Below are 17018 nucleotides of genomic sequence, written 5' to 3' on the forward strand. Positions count from 1 at the left end.
GAGAGTTAGCGGCGATTGGCGCCGCGGCCCGATTGGCGAATGACTTCGTTGATCTCGCGTATCGAACGCTCGATCTCCTCGTCGTCCATGCCGGCGACAAGGTCGGCGTCCAGGGCGCCCTGGATGGTGGACGCAAAGCCGGAATTGCCGAGATTCTGCGTGGTCTCGCCGCTGGGCTCGCCCTCGCCTTCCCATTCGACGGCCAGCACGGTGACGTTGTCACTGCGCGCGCCGCCGCGGCGCAGGGCCTGCTCGACCAGTTCGGGCACAGCTTCGGTAATGGCCTGGTCAGCCATGTGCTGAACGATCTCGCCGTCCTCCACGCTGCCCCACAGGCCGTCGGAGCACAGCAGGATGCGGTCCGAGGCCTCCATGATGAGCGGCCCCTGGCAGTCCACCATGGGCTTGCCGGGGCTGCCCAGGCAGGTGAAGAGCACGTTGCGATTGAAAGGCTCGCCGCCGCGGGACACGCGGCCCAGGGCTTCCTGCAACTCGGAATAGGAATGGTCGCGGGTGCGGGCAATCAGCTTGCCGGCGCGCACGAGATACAGGCGCGAATCGCCGCAATGCGCCCACCAGGCCTGGTTGCCCTGCAGGATGCAGGCGACGACTGTCGTGCGCGGCGTGTCGTGCAGGCCCTTGCTCTCGGCATAGCGCAGCAGCTGCTGATGGGCAATGACGATGGTTTCCTGCAGGAAGCGCTGTGGGTCTTCGATGACCGGGCGGGCGTCCTGCTGGAACAGCGCGGCCAACGTCTGCAGCGCGATCTGGGCCGCGACTTCACCTTCCGGGTGGCCGCCCATGCCGTCAGCCAGCGCGAACAGTCCCGCCTCCCGCGTGAAGCAATAGCCCATGCGGTCTTCGTTGGTCTCACGGCCACCGCGACGGCTGACCTGGAAGACATTGAATCGCATCAGGCTTTCGCTCCGGACTTCAGGTTTTCAAGCTGGAGTTTGAGGCGTTCACTGAAGCTGAGCTTGGTGTAGCGCCTTTCGGTCTCACGAGCGAGTTCCTTCTGCAGCGCGAACACGCTCTGCGGGCGCGACAGTGCGTCCAGCGACATGCACCACTCGGTCACCTCGAGCAGGTTGTCCGAGTAGACATTGCGCAGGCGCGACAGGCTCAAGGACAGGCGATCCTTCTCCAGCCGCTGCGGCGCGTCATTGGGCGGGTAGCCCTGCATGCAGGCATAGATGCACGCGCCGATGGCGTAGATGTCGGTCCAGGGGCCCAAGCTACCGTCGCGGCGGTACATCTCGGGCGCCGCAAAGCCCGGCGTGTACATCGGGCGGATGAAGTTGCCTTCCTTGCTCAGCACTTCGCGCGCGGCGCCGAAGTCCAGCAGCACGGCCTTGTTGTCATTGGTGATGAAGATATTGGCCGGCTTGATGTCCAGGTGCAGCATCTTGTGCTGATGGACGATGCGCAGGCCGCGCAGGATCTCGTCGAAGAGGCTGCGGATGGTTGACTCGCGGAAGACCTTGTCGCGCTTCATATCGCGCGCGGTCACGATGAAGTCCTGCAGGGTGTCGCCCTGCAGGTAGTTCATGACCATGTAGACAGTTTCGTTCTCGCGCAGGAAATTCAGCACCGAGACGACGCTGGGGTGCGAGATCTGCGCGAGCGAACGGCCCTCTTCGAAGAAGCTCTTCAGGCCGAGTCGGTATAGCGGTTGCTTCTCGGGCTTGACGCGAGGGGTCAGTTCGCCGGGCGAACGTTCGGCCAGCGACGAGGGCAGATATTCCTTCAATGCGACCAGATGGTGGTCGGGATCCTCGGCGAGATACACCACGCCGAAACCGCCCGCCGCCAGCCGCTTGATGATCTGATAGCCCCCAACCACCGTGCCTGCGGGCAAGGGCGCCGGCTTCGGCTTGGACATAATCGCGTTTTGTCTGTTTTGCGAGATGCGAAATGCCAGTCTACAGCATGACCGGGTACGCCAATTCCCTGGCACAACCCCCTAAAGCCGAGGACGGCAACAGTTCAGCGCAAGCTTCAGTGAGCGTGGAATTGCGGTCGGTCAACGGCCGTTTTCTGGACCTGTCCATGCGCATGCCCGAGGAAATGCGCGGCCTCGAACCCCAATTGCGCGAGCTGATCGCGGCACGTTTCAAGCGCGGCAAGATCGAGTTGCGCATCAACACCCAGCGCGACGCCGATGGCGCCTGGCCACAACCCCAGCCCGAACAGCTCAACCGCCTGGCCAGCCTGGAAGCCAAGGTCCTCACCTGGCTGCCCAAGGCCGCGCCGCTGTCCGTTCATGAAGCCTTGAACTGGTGCAAGAGCGGCACGGCGGCCCCAGCCCAACTGGACGCTACGACGCTGGAGGCTGCGCAGGCCTGCGTGCAGGGCTTGGCCGAGGCCCGCGAGCGCGAGGGCGAGAAGCTGGTGGCCATCCTGAACGAACGCATTGCGCGGCTGCGCGTGCTTGCCGACGAGGCCGAACCCCTGCTGCCCGCCGTCGTCGCGCGCCAGCAGCAGCGCTTCCTGGAGCGCTGGCAGGAAGCGCTGGCTACCACAGGCGCCGGCAGCAGCGTGCCACAGGAAGCTTTGCAGGAGCGCGCGCTGAACGAGGCCGCAGCCTTTGCCATCCGAATCGACGTGGCCGAGGAACTCGGGCGGCTGCGGGCGCACCTCGAAGAGCTGACCCGCCTGCTTAAAAAGGGCGGCGAACTCGGCAAACGCCTGGATTTTCTGATTCAGGAATTACATCGAGAAGCGAATACCCTGGGTTCCAAATCCGCCGCGCTGGAATTGACGAATATTTCCGTCGAAATGAAAGTCGCGATCGAGCAGATGCGCGAACAGGTGCAAAACATCGAATAGGTTTTGGGCAGGTCATTCAGGCGGCCATCCGCACCTCGGACTGCGCCACGCCAACGGGCCAACGCGCCAGGCTCGGCCGGGACGGCTGGAACAGCTCCACCCACGCCAGATCCTGGGGTTCGAGCGAGCCGACGTCGAGGGCGACGTCCAGCACCGCCTGGGCATCAATCGGGAGCAGGTCGAGGTCTTCTGCGCCTTGCCCCCAAAGCGGCGGCGTGACGAGCAGCGCTTCGTCGAGCAGGCCCAACAGGCCCTGGCAGACCGGATGGGCGCCGAAATACAGCAAGCCTGCGCCGCCAGCCGCCGCAGCAAGGCGGCGCGGCACGCGGTGGGTGCAGCGCAGCAGGAAGGCAGCGGCACCCGCCTCGGCATCCCTGACCGCGCGGAAGGCGCGGTCGTCGATGCGCAGATAAGTGGCCGCCTGGGCGAGGTCGCGGCACAACAGCATGACGGGTTGGCGCTCGTCCACCACGCGCAGCAACCGGGCCGCGGCCGCCTTGTCGTCGAGCCGGCAGGCCATCAGATACCCGGCCGCCGTCGGCAGGGCGGCGATCGCGCCGGCGCGCAGCCTGTCCGCAGTCGCCTGGAGCAGGCGCGCTTGCGGGTTGTCAGGATGGACCTCGTGGCGAAGAAAGCGGCGCATCGTGGGACCTCGTGATGTCACATGGACACGCCACGACGATAAGAAAAGCCACCCGACGCCCGCGTCGGACAAGCCGCTGTGGCGCTGCCGGAGGTCAAGACTTGACGACGCACGGGGTCGTCGGGCACTCGCAATCGGGCCTGCATTGCCAAATAGGGCAGCCATCGCCGCTCCGTGCAGGCGGCGCCGGGCGGCGTCCGAGCTAAAGTTCGCACCCATCACCCACCGGGCGGCGCGAGAAATCCGCAGGGCTGACAGGCACTTAGCCTTCAGCCCCAAGCCGGCCCGGCACGCCAAGCCCACTTCTCCATGGAATATCCCGGCAATCTTTTCGTCGTCGCCGCACCGAGCGGCGCGGGCAAGTCCAGCCTCGTCAAGGCGCTGCTGGAGCTGGATGCCAAGCTGGCCGTCTCCATCTCCCACACCTCGCGCGCGCCGCGCGGCCAGGAACAGCATGGCCGCGAATACTGGTTCATCACGCCCGAGGAATTCCGCGCGATGGCAGAGCGCGGTGATTTCTTCGAATGGGCCGAGGTCCACGGCAACCTCTACGGCACTTCACGTGCCGCCATCGAGGCGCGCATGCAGCATGGCGACGACGTCGTGCTCGAAATCGATTTCCAGGGTGCGCTGCAGATCAAGCAGCTCTTCCCCTATGCCGTGCTGATCTTCATCCTGCCGCCGAGCTGGGAMGAATTGCAGTCACGCCTGAACCGCCGCGGCGACACCGAACCCGAGGTCATCGCCAAGCGCATGGCCAATGCGCGCCTCGAGGTGGCGCAGGCGCAGAACTTCGATTTTGTCGTCGTCAATGCGGTGTTCGACACCGCCGTTTTCGACCTCAAATCCATCGTCCACGCGCAGCGGCTAAAATACCTGGCTCAGCGGCGCAACCGCTCTGCCGTCTTTCAGGCGCTCGATCTGCCCTGATCCGCTTTTCTCCAAGGAACACCATGGCCCGCATCACCGTCGAAGACTGCCTGATCAAGATCCCGAACCGCTTCCAGCTGGTGCTGGCCGCCACCTATCGCGCCCGCATGCTGAGCCAGGGCCACAGCCCCCGCATCGAGAGCAAGAACAAGCCCGGCGTGACCGCCCTGCGTGAAATTGCCGCCGGCGAAGTCGGCATCGAGATGCTGCGCAAGGTTCCGGTCTAAGCACCGTCCCCTGCTGCCACACGGGCGCCCTCGGGCGCCCGTTTGCATTTCGGAGTTTGGGCCGAGCGCCGGGCCGTTCCCAAGCCGGCCCGCCATGGCGATGTGCTTGTGGCTCAACGCTACAAGCATCGCCGTCCCCGCGAGGGGCCGGCCAGGTATTCCCTGGACGAGGGGCCAACAGTTTTCATCGGCTAAATTCGGGACCATATGGCCCAACGCTCCCTCACCGCCTGGTTCACGCTGCCTGGATTGCGCCAGGCGGCGCCGCCCACGCAGGCGGAAGCTGCTTCCTTTGATGCCCTCGCTCCCAAGCTCGGCTACCTGAGCAAGGCCGAGGTCAAGCGCGTGCGTGAGGCCTACAAGTTCGCCGACGAGGCCCACCTGGGCCAGAAGCGGGCGACCGGCGAGCCCTACATCACCCACCCGATCGCCGTCGCCGGCATCTGTGCCGAGTGGCGACTCGATGCCCAGGCGTTGATGGCGGCGCTGATGCATGACGTGGTCGAAGACTGCGGCGTTTCCAAGGCCGAGCTGATCGAGAAGTTCGACGCCACGACGGCCGATCTGGTCGACGGCCTGACCAAGCTGGACAAGCTGCAGTTCTCCACCAAGGAGGAGTCGCAGGCCGAGTCCTTCCGCAAGATGCTGCTGGCGATGGCGCGCGACCTGCGCGTCATCCTCATCAAGCTGGCCGACCGCCTGCACAACATGCGCACCATGGGCGCGATGGCGCCGCACAAGGCCCGCCGCATCGCGCGCGAGACCTTCGACATCTATGCGCCCATCGCCCACCGCCTCGGCCTGAACCAGACCTTCCGCGAGCTGCAGGATCTGTCATTCCAGTATTTCCACCCCTGGCGCTATGCCGCGCTCAGCAAGGCGGTGGGCAAGGCGCGCGGCAACCGGCGCGACCTGGTGTCGCGCATCGAGGCCGAGATCCGCGCCGCCTTTGCCAAGGCCAGCCTGCGCGTGGAGGTGCAGGGGCGCGAGAAAACGGTCCATTCCATCTACAAGAAGATGCGCGAAAAGGGCGGCCTGTCCTTTGCCCAGGTGAGCGATATTTTTGGCTTTCGCATCCTGACCGAGGAGCCGCTGCAGTGCTACACGGCCCTGGGCGTGCTGCACCAGCTCTACAAGCCGCAAGCCGGTCGTTTCAAGGACTACATCGCCACGCCCAAGGACAACGGCTACCAGTCCCTGCACACGACGCTGATGGGGCCGCTGGCCACGCCGTTGGAATTCCAGCTGCGCACCGAGGGCATGCACCAGATCGCCGAGCAGGGCGTGGCGGCGCACTGGATCTACAAGAGCCGCGGCAAACAGGCGTCGGCGCTGGTGGCCCAGCAGGCCAATGCGCGCTGGCTGCAAAGCCTCATCGACATCCAGGATGAGACGCGTGACGCCAACGAGTTCCTCGAGCACGTCAAGATCGACCTCTTCCCGGACGCGATCTACGTCTTCACGCCCAAGTCCAAGATCATGGCGTTACCGAAGGGCGCGACGCCGGTGGACTTCGCCTACGCCATCCACTCCGACGTCGGCGACCATTGCGTCGCGGCCCAGGTCAATGGCGAGGCCGTGCCGCTGCGCGCCGAGCTGCGCAGCGGCGACATCGTCGAGATCATCACCGCGCCAGGCGCCAGCCCCAACCCGGCCTGGCTGAGCTTTGTGCGTACCGGCCGGGCCCGCTCCAAGATCCGCCACTACCTGAAGGACCTGGAGCAGGAAGAGTCACGCGAACTGGGCGAGAAGATGCTGGCCCAGGCGATGCGCGTGGAAGGCCTCGGGCTGCCCAGCCTGGAGCTGGACGACCCGGCTGCGCCGATCTGGCATGAGCTGGCCGGCTGGGCCGGTAGTGCAAACACCGAGCAGCTCCTCGTCGACATTGGCGCGGGCCGCAAGATTGCCACCATCATTGCCAAGAAGCTGGCCCGACTGATGGCCGAGCAGGGGCAAAAGCCCGATGCGCTGGCGCTGACGCTCGGCCGCTTCGCTGAGGCGCCGTCCAACCAGGGCAGCGTGACCATCGACGGCAACGAGGGCGCTTCCGTGCAGCTGGCCAGCTGCTGCCGCCCCATCCCCGGCGACGAAGTACGCGGCTACCTCGGGCGCGGCGAAGGACTTATCGTGCACACCTGCGAATGCGCCATCGGCCGCCGCCTCTTCCAGCGCGACAGCGAGCATTGGATCCAGGTCGAATGGGCCGAGGAGCTGGGCCGCAGCTTCGAGGCCGGCATCGCGCTGCTGATGGCCAACGGCAAGGGCGTGCTGGCCCAGGTGGCCCAGGCGGTGGCCCAGGCCGAGGCCGATATCACCCACATCTCGATGAGCGACGAGGCGCAATTGCGCGAAACGGCCGAGATGACGCTGCTCATCGCCGTGCGGGATCGCCTGCACCTGGCCGACGTGCTGCGCGTGCTGCGCCGCACCGCGCCCGTTCAGCGCGTCTGGCGCGTCAAGCCGTAGGACGTGCGCCGAGGGCGCTGCGGCCAATCACGGCCGTGACTGTTTCTATTCGCTTCCTGGGGTTAACCAGTGTTTCTGGGCCCGGTATTTCTTTTCGGGATAGCAAACGAGACAAAACGAATTTCTCCGAGTTACGGCGGCTGCTTAAGGTCGCGCCGCGGCCCGGGAAGACGGTGCAAAAGCGCCTCTATCCGACCCGCAGCGACCCGACCCACAACAAGCCCGGGATCCCACCGGAGCGCGGAGAAGACACGTGAACAAGTTCAACAAGCCTGCGGTGGCAACCGCCGTTTCCATGGCCCTGGCCCTGATGGCCCAGCAATCCGCCCTCGCCCAGCAAAGCGGCGACGGCGCCAAGCCCGAAGACGCCAAGCCGGCGGCGCGCAAGCCAGGCGCCCCGGTGCAGGAACTTGAAACCGTGCTGGTGGTCGGCACGCGCCAGTCGCAGCAGTCCAGCATCAACCGCAAGAAGCACGCGGCCACGGCCCAGGACTCCATCGTGGCCGAGGACGTCGGCGCCTTCCCTGACCGCAACATCGGCGAGGCCATCTCCCGGATCGCCGGCGTGGCCCTGGACCGCGGCGACTTCGGCGAAGGTGTGAACGTATCCATCCGCGGCAACGGCCCCGAGCTGACCCGCGTCGAAATGGACGGCATGGCCGTGCGTTCGGGCGCCGGCACCGACTTGCTGGGCGGCGGCGACGGCCGCGGCACCGAGTTCCGCGAGCTGTCTTCCGACCTCATCAAGAGCGTCGACGTCATCAAGGGCTCCACGGCCGCGATGACGGAAGGTTCGCTTGGCGGCGGCATCATCATCACGACCCGCACGGGTCTGGACTTCGACAAGCCCTTCTACTCGTTCCGCGCCGCCGCCACGCAGAGCGACCTGAACAAGCAGAACACGCCCAACTTCAACCTGGTGCTGGCCGACAAGTTCCTGGACAAGCGCTTGGGGGTGATCGTCAACCTGAACAAGTCGCGCTACAAGAGTGAGCAGCATGGCGTCACACAGGGCGGCAGCAACAACCAGCAGGGCCTGGTGCGCCTGGGCGACTTCGACGGCTCGCCAGAGAAGACCTTCACCTTCAACCCGGCGACGGCCAACGGCGACACCATCAACACGCCGATGCAGATCACGCCGCTGATCGCCGGCGGGAACTTCAACGCCTCCACGCCGCTGGAGCTGTTGACCAAGTCAGCCGCAGCGCAGACCAAGGCCGACTGCTTCACCACCTTCCCCAATCTGACGACGGCCCAGACCAACCTCATGGTCGCCGCTGGCCGCACTGCGGCCTACACGCAGCGCCAGAACGAGCAGATCACCTGCCTGAACCAGTGGAATGACTACTCGCCCTCGCAAACGGCGGGCTTTCGCTACAACTTCAAGAGCCAGGACGACAAGCGCAGCGGCGGCGACGTGCGGCTGGACTTCAAGGTCAACGATCAGCTGACCGTCTACAGCAAGCTCAGCCTCAACAAGCGCCATGTCGACGACATCGTCGGTTTCCTCGGCGTGGGCAGCAACACGGCCTTCAACCAGACGACCCCGGCGACCCCTGTTCCCACCTTCCTCGACAACACGACCACCAACGTCCGCACACTGAACCCGGCATCCAGCGCCTACGCCTCCCTGCTGCCCAACTCGTACTCCTTCCGCGCCAACAATGCGCCGCTGGTGCTCGGCACGACGACCAACGTGCTGCCAGGCTACACGGTCGATTCCTCGCATCACCTGACGAGCTATTCGACCAACAACGGCTCCTTTGGCACGGACACCATCTTCAGCAGCATCGACACCGATTCGAAGACGCTGATCCTGGGCGGCGAATACAAGAGCGACCGCCTCAGCGTGCAGGCGATGGGCGGCTCGACCAAGTCCACCGCGATGCGCTATGACCGCCGCGCCTCCGTCAGCTATGTGTACGGCATCGGCAACTTCGCGCTGCAGCCCAATGGCATCTGGTCGTTCACGCTGCCCAACGGCAACAACAACGAGCAGCTCAACTTCCCGCTCTATTCCACGCTGAACCCGGCCGTGGCGTTGGCCGCCTTCCCGGCCTCGGCGACCAACCCGGTCTCCGTGCCGGCCTACACGGCAGCCCAGCGCGCGCAGTACACCAACAACACGCAGTTGCTGGTCATCCGCTCCTTCGACACCGAGAGCACCGAAAAAACCGGCAAGGTCGACCTGGCCTACAACCTGGTCGACAAGGTGCCCTTCCTGACCTCGCTGAAGGGCGGCCTCAACTACCGCGACACCGGCGGCACCACCTGGAGCGGCGCCGGCGGCACGATCAAGGACCCGGTCGGCACCTTCGGCACGGCCGGCTTCGTGCCGGGCGTCTACATGCCCGGCGTCAACACGCGCTGGAACGTCATCGGCTGCGAGAACACCGCCGGCTCCGTGGCCGCGAACGGCCAGCCCTGCGCCTACGGCTACATCCCCAACAACCAGCTCAACAACGGCACCGGCAGCGTGGTGGCGGGCACCAACACGTTCACCAAGGCGCAGTACGAAGAACTGATCCGCCAGACGCTGACCATGGCCCCGGCCGGCCAGTTCTACGGCGGCTCCAAGGACCGCCCGGCGACGCTGATCGACGGCTGGAACCAGCTCGACGTCGACAAGATGTTCCAGCTTGCCGGCATCCCGGTGCGTCTGGACTGCTTCCGCACCTGCACGGCCAGCGACGGCAAGGTCTACGACATGCCGATGACCAAGTTCACCGAGAAGTCCAAGGCCGCCTATCTGATGACGGACTTCGAGATTGACCGCGTGCCGTTCACGAACTGGGCCCTGCCCTTCGGTATGGAACTGGCAGGCAACTTCGGCGTGCGCGTGGTGCAGACCGACGTGACCGGCACCGGCTACCTGACCTTCCGCTCGGTGCGCAAAACCGCCGCTTTCGATATCAACAACCCGACGGCCCCCGCCGGCTTCGTGTCGAACACCTTCTCGCAGAACGCATCGGTCGAGGCCAAGTCGACCGACGTGATGCCCTCGCTGAACCTGGTGCTGTGGCCCGTTGTCGACAAAGTCGCGCTGCGCTACTCCCTCGGCAAGACGATCGCCCGCCCGCCGGTGTCCAAGCTGCTGCCCTCGGGCGGCACCAACGTCGTCTGCTCCAACAGCCAGATCGTGGAGGAATCAGCCGATCCGGACGACAGTGCCCCCGACCAGGGCTGCTCGGGCACGCTCGGCAACCCGGCGCTGAAGCCGCAGACCAACGTCAACCAGAACCTGTCGCTGGAGTGGTATGCCAATCGCGACACCAGCGTGTCGGTCGGCGTCTTCCGCCAGAAGGGCCTGATCGGAGCGCCCACCATCGGCGTCTTCCGCAACAACAACAAGGTGTTCGCCACCAGCAATGCGGTCGACCCGATCACCGGCACCCCGCTGAAGGACATCGACTTCTCGTTCGCCCAGTGGGACAACGCCCCGGCGTCGACCCGCCGCGGCCTGGAGCTTGGCGTGAGGACCGCCTTCACCTTCCTGCCGTCCATCCTGCGCTACACCGGCGTGGACGCCAATTACAGCCGCGTGCGTTCGACCCAGGGCGCGCCGACGCTGGACCTCATCAGCGGCGAAATCCTGCCGGTCGTCAACGAGCCGAAGTATTCGTGGAATGCCTCGCTGTGGTACGACGACGGCGGCTTCCAGGCCCGCGTGGCGATGCAGGTGGTGGCCGCGCGCTATTTCGTGTTCACGCCGAACACCGGAACCAGCGTGGGCGTTAACAACTTCCCGTCCATCGGCACCAGCTTCCGCGGCGCACCGACGAGCTACAACCCGGGCGCCCCCATCTTCGGCAGCCGCACCGCCTTCATTGACGCCAAGGTCTCCTATCGGTTCAAGAACGGCCTGGAGCTGTTCGCGGACGTCCGCAACCTCACCGGGGAGCGCACGCAGACCACGACGGGCGGCTATCAAGACTATGCCGACGGCATTCCCAGCATCTATGGCGATGGCTACAACGGCCGCCGCTACATGGTGGGCATGACGCTGCGCAGCCCGCGTTGAAATGAAACCCCTCGCCCAGTCTTGCCCCGCTGAACGCGGGCAAGCCCGGTCGGTCCCCCGGGGGGACGGCGATGCTCGCGGCATCGAGCCGCGAGCACATCGCCATGGCGGGCCGGCTTGGGAGCGGCCCGGCGCTCGGCCCGAATACCTGGGGCTCGTCGGCGTGGCGCTGTGCCTCGCGCTGGCCTGCCCGGCCAGCCAGGCGCAGTTGGCCGCCGCCAGTGCGCCTGCCGGGGCGCCCAACACGCTGGACGCCGTCAAGGTGACAGGCCAGCGCGACAAGAGCGTCGATCCGTCCATGATCGACGCCGCCAAGAGCAAGGTGCTGTCACGCGAATACGCGCGGTCCTGCGCCTTCATGAGCAGCTACTCGGCTGCCGACGACCCCGTCACGCTGGCCTACATGCGTGACTTCAAGCTGTCGGACAGCCCGTCCAACGAGGCCGAGCGCTTCAGCGACCTCAGCCCCGAAGGCAATGCCAAGACCGCCAGCGCTGGCAGCTCGCTGGAACCCGCCGTCGACACGGCGCCAGACTTGATGGCGCCCTCCACCGGGTGCGGTCCCGGTGACCGCCGCGCCGCCGCCGGCCGCAACTGGATCGCCCGCAAGGACAAGTCGCTCACCCAGGCCTTCGAGGCTTACGAAGCGGGCAACTACACCGAGGCCCGCGCCAGGTTTGAAGAGGGCTGGAAGAAGCTGGGCTATGAAGAAGCGGCCATGATGCTGGGCCGCATCCACCTGATGGGCCTGGGCACGCCGCGCAGCACGCCCAAGGCCATCGAGTGGCTGCACGAAGTGGTCGACGCGTCCTACAACCCGGCCGCGGACCGCCTGAAGTTCGATCCCCAGAAGCCCGACAACATCAACACCCGCGTCGAGGCTTCGCTGCTGCTGGCGCGCATCTACCTCACCGGCCAGGGCACCAAGCGAGACCCGGTGCAGGCCTACAAGTGGTGGAGCAAGGCGCTGGACTACGGCTTCGAGCCCGCCGGCACGCTGCTGGCCCAGGCCCACCTCAGCGGCATCGGCACCAAGCCCGACGCCAAGCCCGCGCTGGCCTACCTGCAGGCCGCCGGCGAGGCAGGTGACGTGACCGCCCTGTACATGTTGGGACAGCTGTACCACCACCAACTGCCCGGCCAGCCCGACGGCGTGCCGCTGGACCTGCAGCGCGCCGGTGCCTACTTCGCCGCCGCCGCTAAGGCTGGCCACCTGGAGGGCACCTACGCCGCCGCCCGCATGATGGACCTCGGCGAAGGCCTGCCGGCACCCGCGCCCGAACGCGCGGTCGTGCTCTACAAGGACGCCGCGCTGAAGGGCAACGCCGACGCGCAGAACGCGCTGGCCACCTACTTCTATCGCGGTGAGGTGGTGCCGCAGAACTTCGCCACAGCCCGCCAGTTCTTCCAGGCCGCCGCCCAGCGCCGCCAGCCGGATGCGATGTTCAACCTTGCCGTCATGCTGGCGCAGGGCCAGGGCGGCGACAAGGACATGGCTGCCGCCTACGCCTGGTGCAGCCTCAGCAAATCCATGGGCCACGAGCAGGCCGCCGTGGCCCTGCCCAGCATCGCCGCGCGGTTGAGTCCGGACGAAAAGGCCCGCGCCGACGCGATGCTGAAACCGCCGGCGAAGAAATCCTGATCAGCCGCCTGCCGGCGCCGGATAGACGACCTCGACGACCTCGATCTTCTCGACGCCCACCGGCGTCACGAGATTGAGTTCGTCGCCAACGCGTGCCTTCAGCAGCGTGCGCGCGATGGGCGAGATCCAGCTGACCTCGCCGGCCAGGCTGTCGGACTCGTCGATGCCCTTGATCGTGATCGTCTTCTCCTCGCCCTTGGCGTTGGCATAGGTCACCGTCGCGCCGAAGAAGATCTGTTCGCTGCCGTAATGGACGCTCGGGTCGGCGACCTCGGCGATGTCCAGCCGCTTGGTCAGGAAGCGCAGCCGGCGGTCGATTTCGCGCAGCCGCTTCTTGCCATAGAGGTAGTCGCCGTTCTCCGAGCGGTCGCCGTTCTTTGCCGCCCAGGACACGACCTCCACGACGCGCGGCCGCTCCACGTCCAGCAGCTCCATGAACTCGGCACGCAGCCGCGCATAGCCAGCCGGCGTCAGATAGTTGCGCGTGCCAGCTGGGAGCGCCGGCAGCGAGGGGCCGTCGCCATCGTCATCGTCGGCCGTGTCGGATTCCTTGGTGAAGGCCTTGTTCATGACAACATTGTCCGATGCAAGCCCCTCCCTCCGCCGGCCCGCTGGCCGGCCTGCGCGTCATTGAAATGGCCGGCATCGGCCCCTGCCCGCTGACCGGCATGCTGCTGGCCGACCATGGCGCCGATGTCCTGGTCATCGAGCGCCCCGGTGGCCGAGTGCTGGATACCGGCACGGGTCTGGATCGGGGCAAACGACGCACCTGCCTGGACTTGAAAACGACGGACGGCCTGGCCGAGGCGCGTGCGCTGATCGAGGGCGCGGATGCGCTGATCGAAGGCTTTCGTCCCGGCGTCATGGAGCGCCTGGGCCTCGGGCCCGAGGTCTTCCAGACCAGCCACCCGCGCCTCGTCTACGGCCGCGTCACGGGCTGGGGCCAGACAGGGCCGCTGGCCCAGGCCGCCGGCCATGACATCAACTACGTCGCGGTGACGGGCGTACTGTCCGCGGCCACGCGTGCCGGCGTCGCTCCGAGCATCCCGGCCACACTGATCGGCGACATGGGCGGCGGCGCGATGTTCCTGGCCTTTGGTCTGATGGCCGCTTTATGGGAGGCCCAGCGCAGCGGCCGCGGCCAATTGGTGGACGCGGCCATGGTGGACGGCGTGGGCCTGCTGTCCAGCCTGCTGCATTCGCTGCGCGCCGCAGGCCGCTGGAGCGACAAGCCCGAACAGAACTTCTTCCTGCACAGCTCGCCCTTCTACGACTGCTTCGAATGCGCCGACGGGAGCTTCGTGTCGATCGGCGCGCTGGAGCCGCAGTTCTATGCCGAGTTGCTGCAGCGCCTGGGGCTGGATGACGTCGATCCCGCCGCCCAACAGGATCGCAGCCAGTGGCCAGCGCTGCGCGAGCGCGTGGCTTCGCGCCTGCGCGAGAAGACGCGTGATGAATGGTCTGCCCAGTTGGAGGGGAGCAACGTCTGCTTCGCGCCGGTGCTGACCTTGGCCGAAGCGCCGCTGCATCCGCACGCCCTGGCGCGCGGCAGCTTCACGCAGACCGAGAGCGGCCATTGGCAACCGGCCGCTGCACCACGCTTTTCGCGCAGCCGCTGATTCGGCGCCACAAAGAAAAACACCCCAGAGGCTTGAACCTCTGAGGTGTTTCCATTTCTTCTTGTTTTGGTGCGGCTGGCAGGAWTCGAACCCACGACCCCTTGGTTCGTAGCCAAGTACTCTATCCAACTGAGCTACAGCCGCTGAAGCCTCACAGTATAGCCAGATTTTCAGGGGCCCGACAAGACTTTGGCGCTTTTTTAGAAATAGTTTGGGCAGCCGCCATCAGGGCAGGCGCGCGGCGGCTTCGAAGCAGCGCGCGCGGCGATTTTCGTCGCCTTCCTGCTCGGCCAGCGCCGCCAGTGCCAGCCAGCTGCGACGGCGGGCCGGGCTGGGCATCGTCACGTCGTCGGCTGCCGTCTCAAGCATCAGTCGCGCCTTGCCCCAGAGCTGGCGCTCCGCAAGAGCATGGCCCAGCGCATAGGCCAGAGCGCGCTCGCGTGGGAAACGCGACTGCGCTGACTCGAGGCGCTGCAGCCAGTCAGGCCCGCAGCCAGCCAGCACCGGCACGAGCGCATTGGCAAGCGCCGCACGGTCGTCAGACTGCAATTCGGCCAGATCATCGAAGAATGGCCGCAGCCAGCCGCGACCGTCGTCCGGCGCACCGAGTTGGCCGGCGCATTGCGCGGCACGCGCGGCGACGAGGGGATCACGGCGATCGGCCGGATCGAGCTGTTGCCAGATCGAGCGCAGCTGGTCGACATCACGCGCGCCGTCCAGCGCTTCGAAGGCCAGCGACCGCAACAGTCCCTGGGCCGCGACCTTGGAGAAGGCCTGATGCTTGGCGAGCAGGCGCGCGGTGCGCAGCGCATCCAGCGGCTGGCGAGCCAGGCGCGACGCCTGCAGCCGCAGGCGCAGGGCCTGGGTGCGGCGCGCGACACCGGGGGCCAGTTCGCCGAGCACGCTCAGTGCGCGGGTGGCGTCGCGGTCGTCCAGGGCCCATTCGGCGGCGAGCAGCCGAGCGCCGTCTTCCTGTGCGCGTGCGCCACTGGTGCGATGCGCCAGGTCGAGGGCGCGCGCGAGCTGTTCGTCGCGATGGCGGCGATCCTGCAAGCGGTGGGCACTGGCCGCGGCGAGCAAGTGGGCCAGGGCCATGAAGGACTGGTCGGCCGCCAGTTCGGGCGTGGCGGACTGGATGTTGAGGGCCTTCTGCGCCGCTTTCTGGGCGCGGCTGAAGCGGGCGCCGAAGAGCTCGACCAGAGCCTCGCGCAGGGCGAGCTGGGCACTGCGCTCACGCTGCGCCAGCCGCCACTCGCGGGCGCGCTTGGGCAGGGTCGTCAGCGCCTCGATGGCCTGGATGGCCGTGACGAGGGCGAAGCAGCTGGCGACCAGCAGCAGCAGGAAGAGATTGAGCGAGATGTCGACCCGCCAACCGGCCCAGTAGAAGCTGGCAAGACCATCGTTGCTGCCCAGGGTCAGTGCCGCGACGACGGCGACGACGAAGAGCAGGACCAGCCAGATGACGAGACGCATGATCAGCGTCCTTTCATCGACCGGCCGCGGCGGCGGTCAGCGCAGCCAGCGTGTCATCCGGCCGCGGCACGCTGACCTGGCGCGCCTGGCCTGACACCTGGCGCAGCAGCTCGGCCACGCTGGCCACCTTGCGCGAACGGGTGTCGAAGTAGCGGTTCAGCATTTCCTGGCTGTCACGAAGGTCGGACTGAGCGGTGTCGAACTGGCGGCTCAGCAGCGCCAGGCGGGCGTTCAGCAGGCGCAGCTTCAGGTTCTCGCGCAGGAAAAAGCTCTGATCGGGCGAGACCAGTGCCGCCTCGGGATGGTCGATGCGGGTCACGCGCAGCAGCGTGCGGGCTTCGCCCCAGACCACACCGGTCCAGCTGGAGAGTTGCTGGGTCGCCTGCCACCACCACAGCGAGACCTTGCCGTCAGCCGCCGCGGCGGCCTGCTCGCGCTGCAGCTTCAGCGCGCGCTCGCGCTCCTTGGCGGCGTCGCCATTGCGCTCGTCGCGCTGCTTGGGCGCGGGCTCGTTGCCCGACACCAGCGGCAGCTCGTCGGCCATGCGCACGACCTCGTCGAGCTTGATGGTCAGCGTGGACACGTCGACGACGGCAACCGCCTTGACGCGGTCCAAGTCGCGCGCGACGGCGCGGCGTATGCCTTCCATGCGCGGTTGCTTGTAGCGCAGCAGGCGCTCGTCGGCCTGCTTGAGCGTGGCCACCAAGGGTTCGGCGCTGCCGGTGATCTGGGTCTGTTGAAGGGCCACGCGGATGGCAGCCTCGATGTCGCCGACGACGTTCTCGTCCCGCGAGCGGGACATGGACTGGATCAGCTCCTCCAACTGGCCGCGCTGCAGGGCGACCTCGGCCAGACGGGCGTCCAGCAGCGAGACCTTGGCGGCCGTGTCGCGCACCAGCTCAGCGGATTGCTTGGCAGCCAGCCGCGCCTCGGTGGCCTGCGCCTGGCTGGCCTCCTGGCGGCGCACCAGCTCCTGCTCAAGCGACTGCTGGCGCGACAGGCTCTGCCAGGCCAGCACGACGCAAAGCAGCACGGCGGCGCCCAGCAGGGCCAGCAGCCAGGGCAGCCAGACCGGCAGCGCGGGGGCGAAAGGGGACGGTGGCGGCGCGGCGGGCTCGGCCGCGGCGACAGCAGGGGGATTCAGCTCAGGCTCACTCACAGTGCGATG

General features: G+C 66.8%; 13 protein-coding genes and 1 tRNA gene. 7 read left to right on the forward strand and 7 right to left on the reverse strand.

The window, feature by feature from the left end:
* Positions 1-5: 5 nt before the first annotated feature.
* Together ACXJKM_RS24555 and ACXJKM_RS24560 are read right to left on the reverse strand one after the other, a co-directional pair.
* Positions 6-914: a PP2C family protein-serine/threonine phosphatase gene (locus tag ACXJKM_RS24555; protein ID WP_056195341.1), complete on the reverse strand. Its 909-nt coding sequence runs from the start codon at positions 912-914 to the stop codon at positions 6-8.
* On the reverse strand, positions 914-1882 hold the full coding sequence (locus ACXJKM_RS24560) for a serine/threonine protein kinase (RefSeq protein WP_056195338.1): 969 nt from the start codon (positions 1880-1882) through the stop codon (positions 914-916). The genes ACXJKM_RS24555 and ACXJKM_RS24560 overlap by 1 nt, the downstream gene beginning before the upstream one ends.
* A 32-nt stretch (positions 1883-1914) precedes the next feature.
* Here ACXJKM_RS24560 and ACXJKM_RS24565 point away from each other — a divergent pair, with 32 nt between their 5' ends.
* Positions 1915-2829 carry a YicC/YloC family endoribonuclease gene (locus tag ACXJKM_RS24565; protein ID WP_457355863.1) on the forward strand — a complete coding sequence of 305 codons (915 nt, stop codon included), beginning with the start codon at positions 1915-1917 and terminating at the stop codon, positions 2827-2829.
* A 16-nt stretch (positions 2830-2845) separates the two neighbouring features.
* Here ACXJKM_RS24565 and ACXJKM_RS24570 read toward each other — a convergent pair whose 3' ends face one another.
* Positions 2846-3472: a Sua5/YciO/YrdC/YwlC family protein gene (locus ACXJKM_RS24570; RefSeq protein WP_056195332.1), complete on the reverse strand. Its 627-nt coding sequence runs from the start codon at positions 3470-3472 to the stop codon at positions 2846-2848.
* A 309-nt stretch (positions 3473-3781) separates the two neighbouring features.
* Here ACXJKM_RS24570 and gmk point away from each other — a divergent pair, with 309 nt between their 5' ends.
* From gmk to ACXJKM_RS24595, 5 genes are all read left to right on the forward strand, one after another.
* Complete coding sequence (gene gmk, locus ACXJKM_RS24575; protein WP_457355864.1) at positions 3782-4402, forward strand: guanylate kinase; 621 nt, start codon at positions 3782-3784, stop codon at positions 4400-4402.
* Between the two features lie 23 nt (positions 4403-4425).
* Entirely contained in the window at positions 4426-4629 is a 204-nt protein-coding gene (rpoZ, locus tag ACXJKM_RS24580; protein ID WP_056195325.1) for a DNA-directed RNA polymerase subunit omega, read from the forward strand.
* A 207-nt stretch (positions 4630-4836) separates the two neighbouring features.
* Positions 4837-7095, forward strand: coding sequence for a RelA/SpoT family protein (locus tag ACXJKM_RS24585; RefSeq protein ID WP_457355865.1), 2259 nt, complete (start codon positions 4837-4839; stop codon positions 7093-7095).
* Between the two features lie 253 nt (positions 7096-7348).
* The gene (locus ACXJKM_RS24590) at positions 7349-11116 is read left to right on the forward strand and encodes a TonB-dependent receptor (protein WP_457355866.1); all 3768 of its coding nucleotides are present in this window, start codon (positions 7349-7351) and stop codon (positions 11114-11116) included.
* A gap of 163 nt (positions 11117-11279) precedes the next feature.
* Positions 11280-12758: a tetratricopeptide repeat protein gene (locus ACXJKM_RS24595; RefSeq protein ID WP_457355867.1), complete on the forward strand. Its 1479-nt coding sequence runs from the start codon at positions 11280-11282 to the stop codon at positions 12756-12758.
* On the opposite strand, the gene greB is transcribed toward ACXJKM_RS24595, so the two are convergent.
* Positions 12759-13328, reverse strand: coding sequence for a transcription elongation factor GreB (gene greB, locus ACXJKM_RS24600; protein ID WP_457323559.1), 570 nt, complete (start codon positions 13326-13328; stop codon positions 12759-12761). It lies immediately after the preceding gene.
* A gap of 14 nt (positions 13329-13342) precedes the next feature.
* On the opposite strand from greB, the gene ACXJKM_RS24605 reads away from it, so the two are divergent.
* Entirely contained in the window at positions 13343-14377 is a 1035-nt protein-coding gene (locus ACXJKM_RS24605; protein WP_457355868.1) for a CaiB/BaiF CoA transferase family protein, read from the forward strand.
* Positions 14378-14444: 67 nt separating this feature from the next.
* On the opposite strand, the gene ACXJKM_RS24610 is transcribed toward ACXJKM_RS24605, so the two are convergent.
* The 3 genes from ACXJKM_RS24610 to ACXJKM_RS24620 form a co-directional block, all read right to left on the reverse strand.
* A tRNA-Arg gene (locus ACXJKM_RS24610) sits at positions 14445-14521 on the reverse strand.
* An 81-nt stretch (positions 14522-14602) separates the two neighbouring features.
* The gene (locus ACXJKM_RS24615) at positions 14603-15850 is read right to left on the reverse strand and encodes a heme biosynthesis HemY N-terminal domain-containing protein (RefSeq protein WP_457355869.1); all 1248 of its coding nucleotides are present in this window, start codon (positions 15848-15850) and stop codon (positions 14603-14605) included.
* 13 nt (positions 15851-15863) lie between these two features.
* Positions 15864-17009 carry a uroporphyrinogen-III C-methyltransferase gene (locus tag ACXJKM_RS24620; RefSeq protein ID WP_457355870.1) on the reverse strand — a complete coding sequence of 382 codons (1146 nt, stop codon included), beginning with the start codon at positions 17007-17009 and terminating at the stop codon, positions 15864-15866.
* Positions 17010-17018: the final 9 nt, after the last annotated feature.

The organism is Roseateles sp. P5_D6, assembly GCF_054049415.1.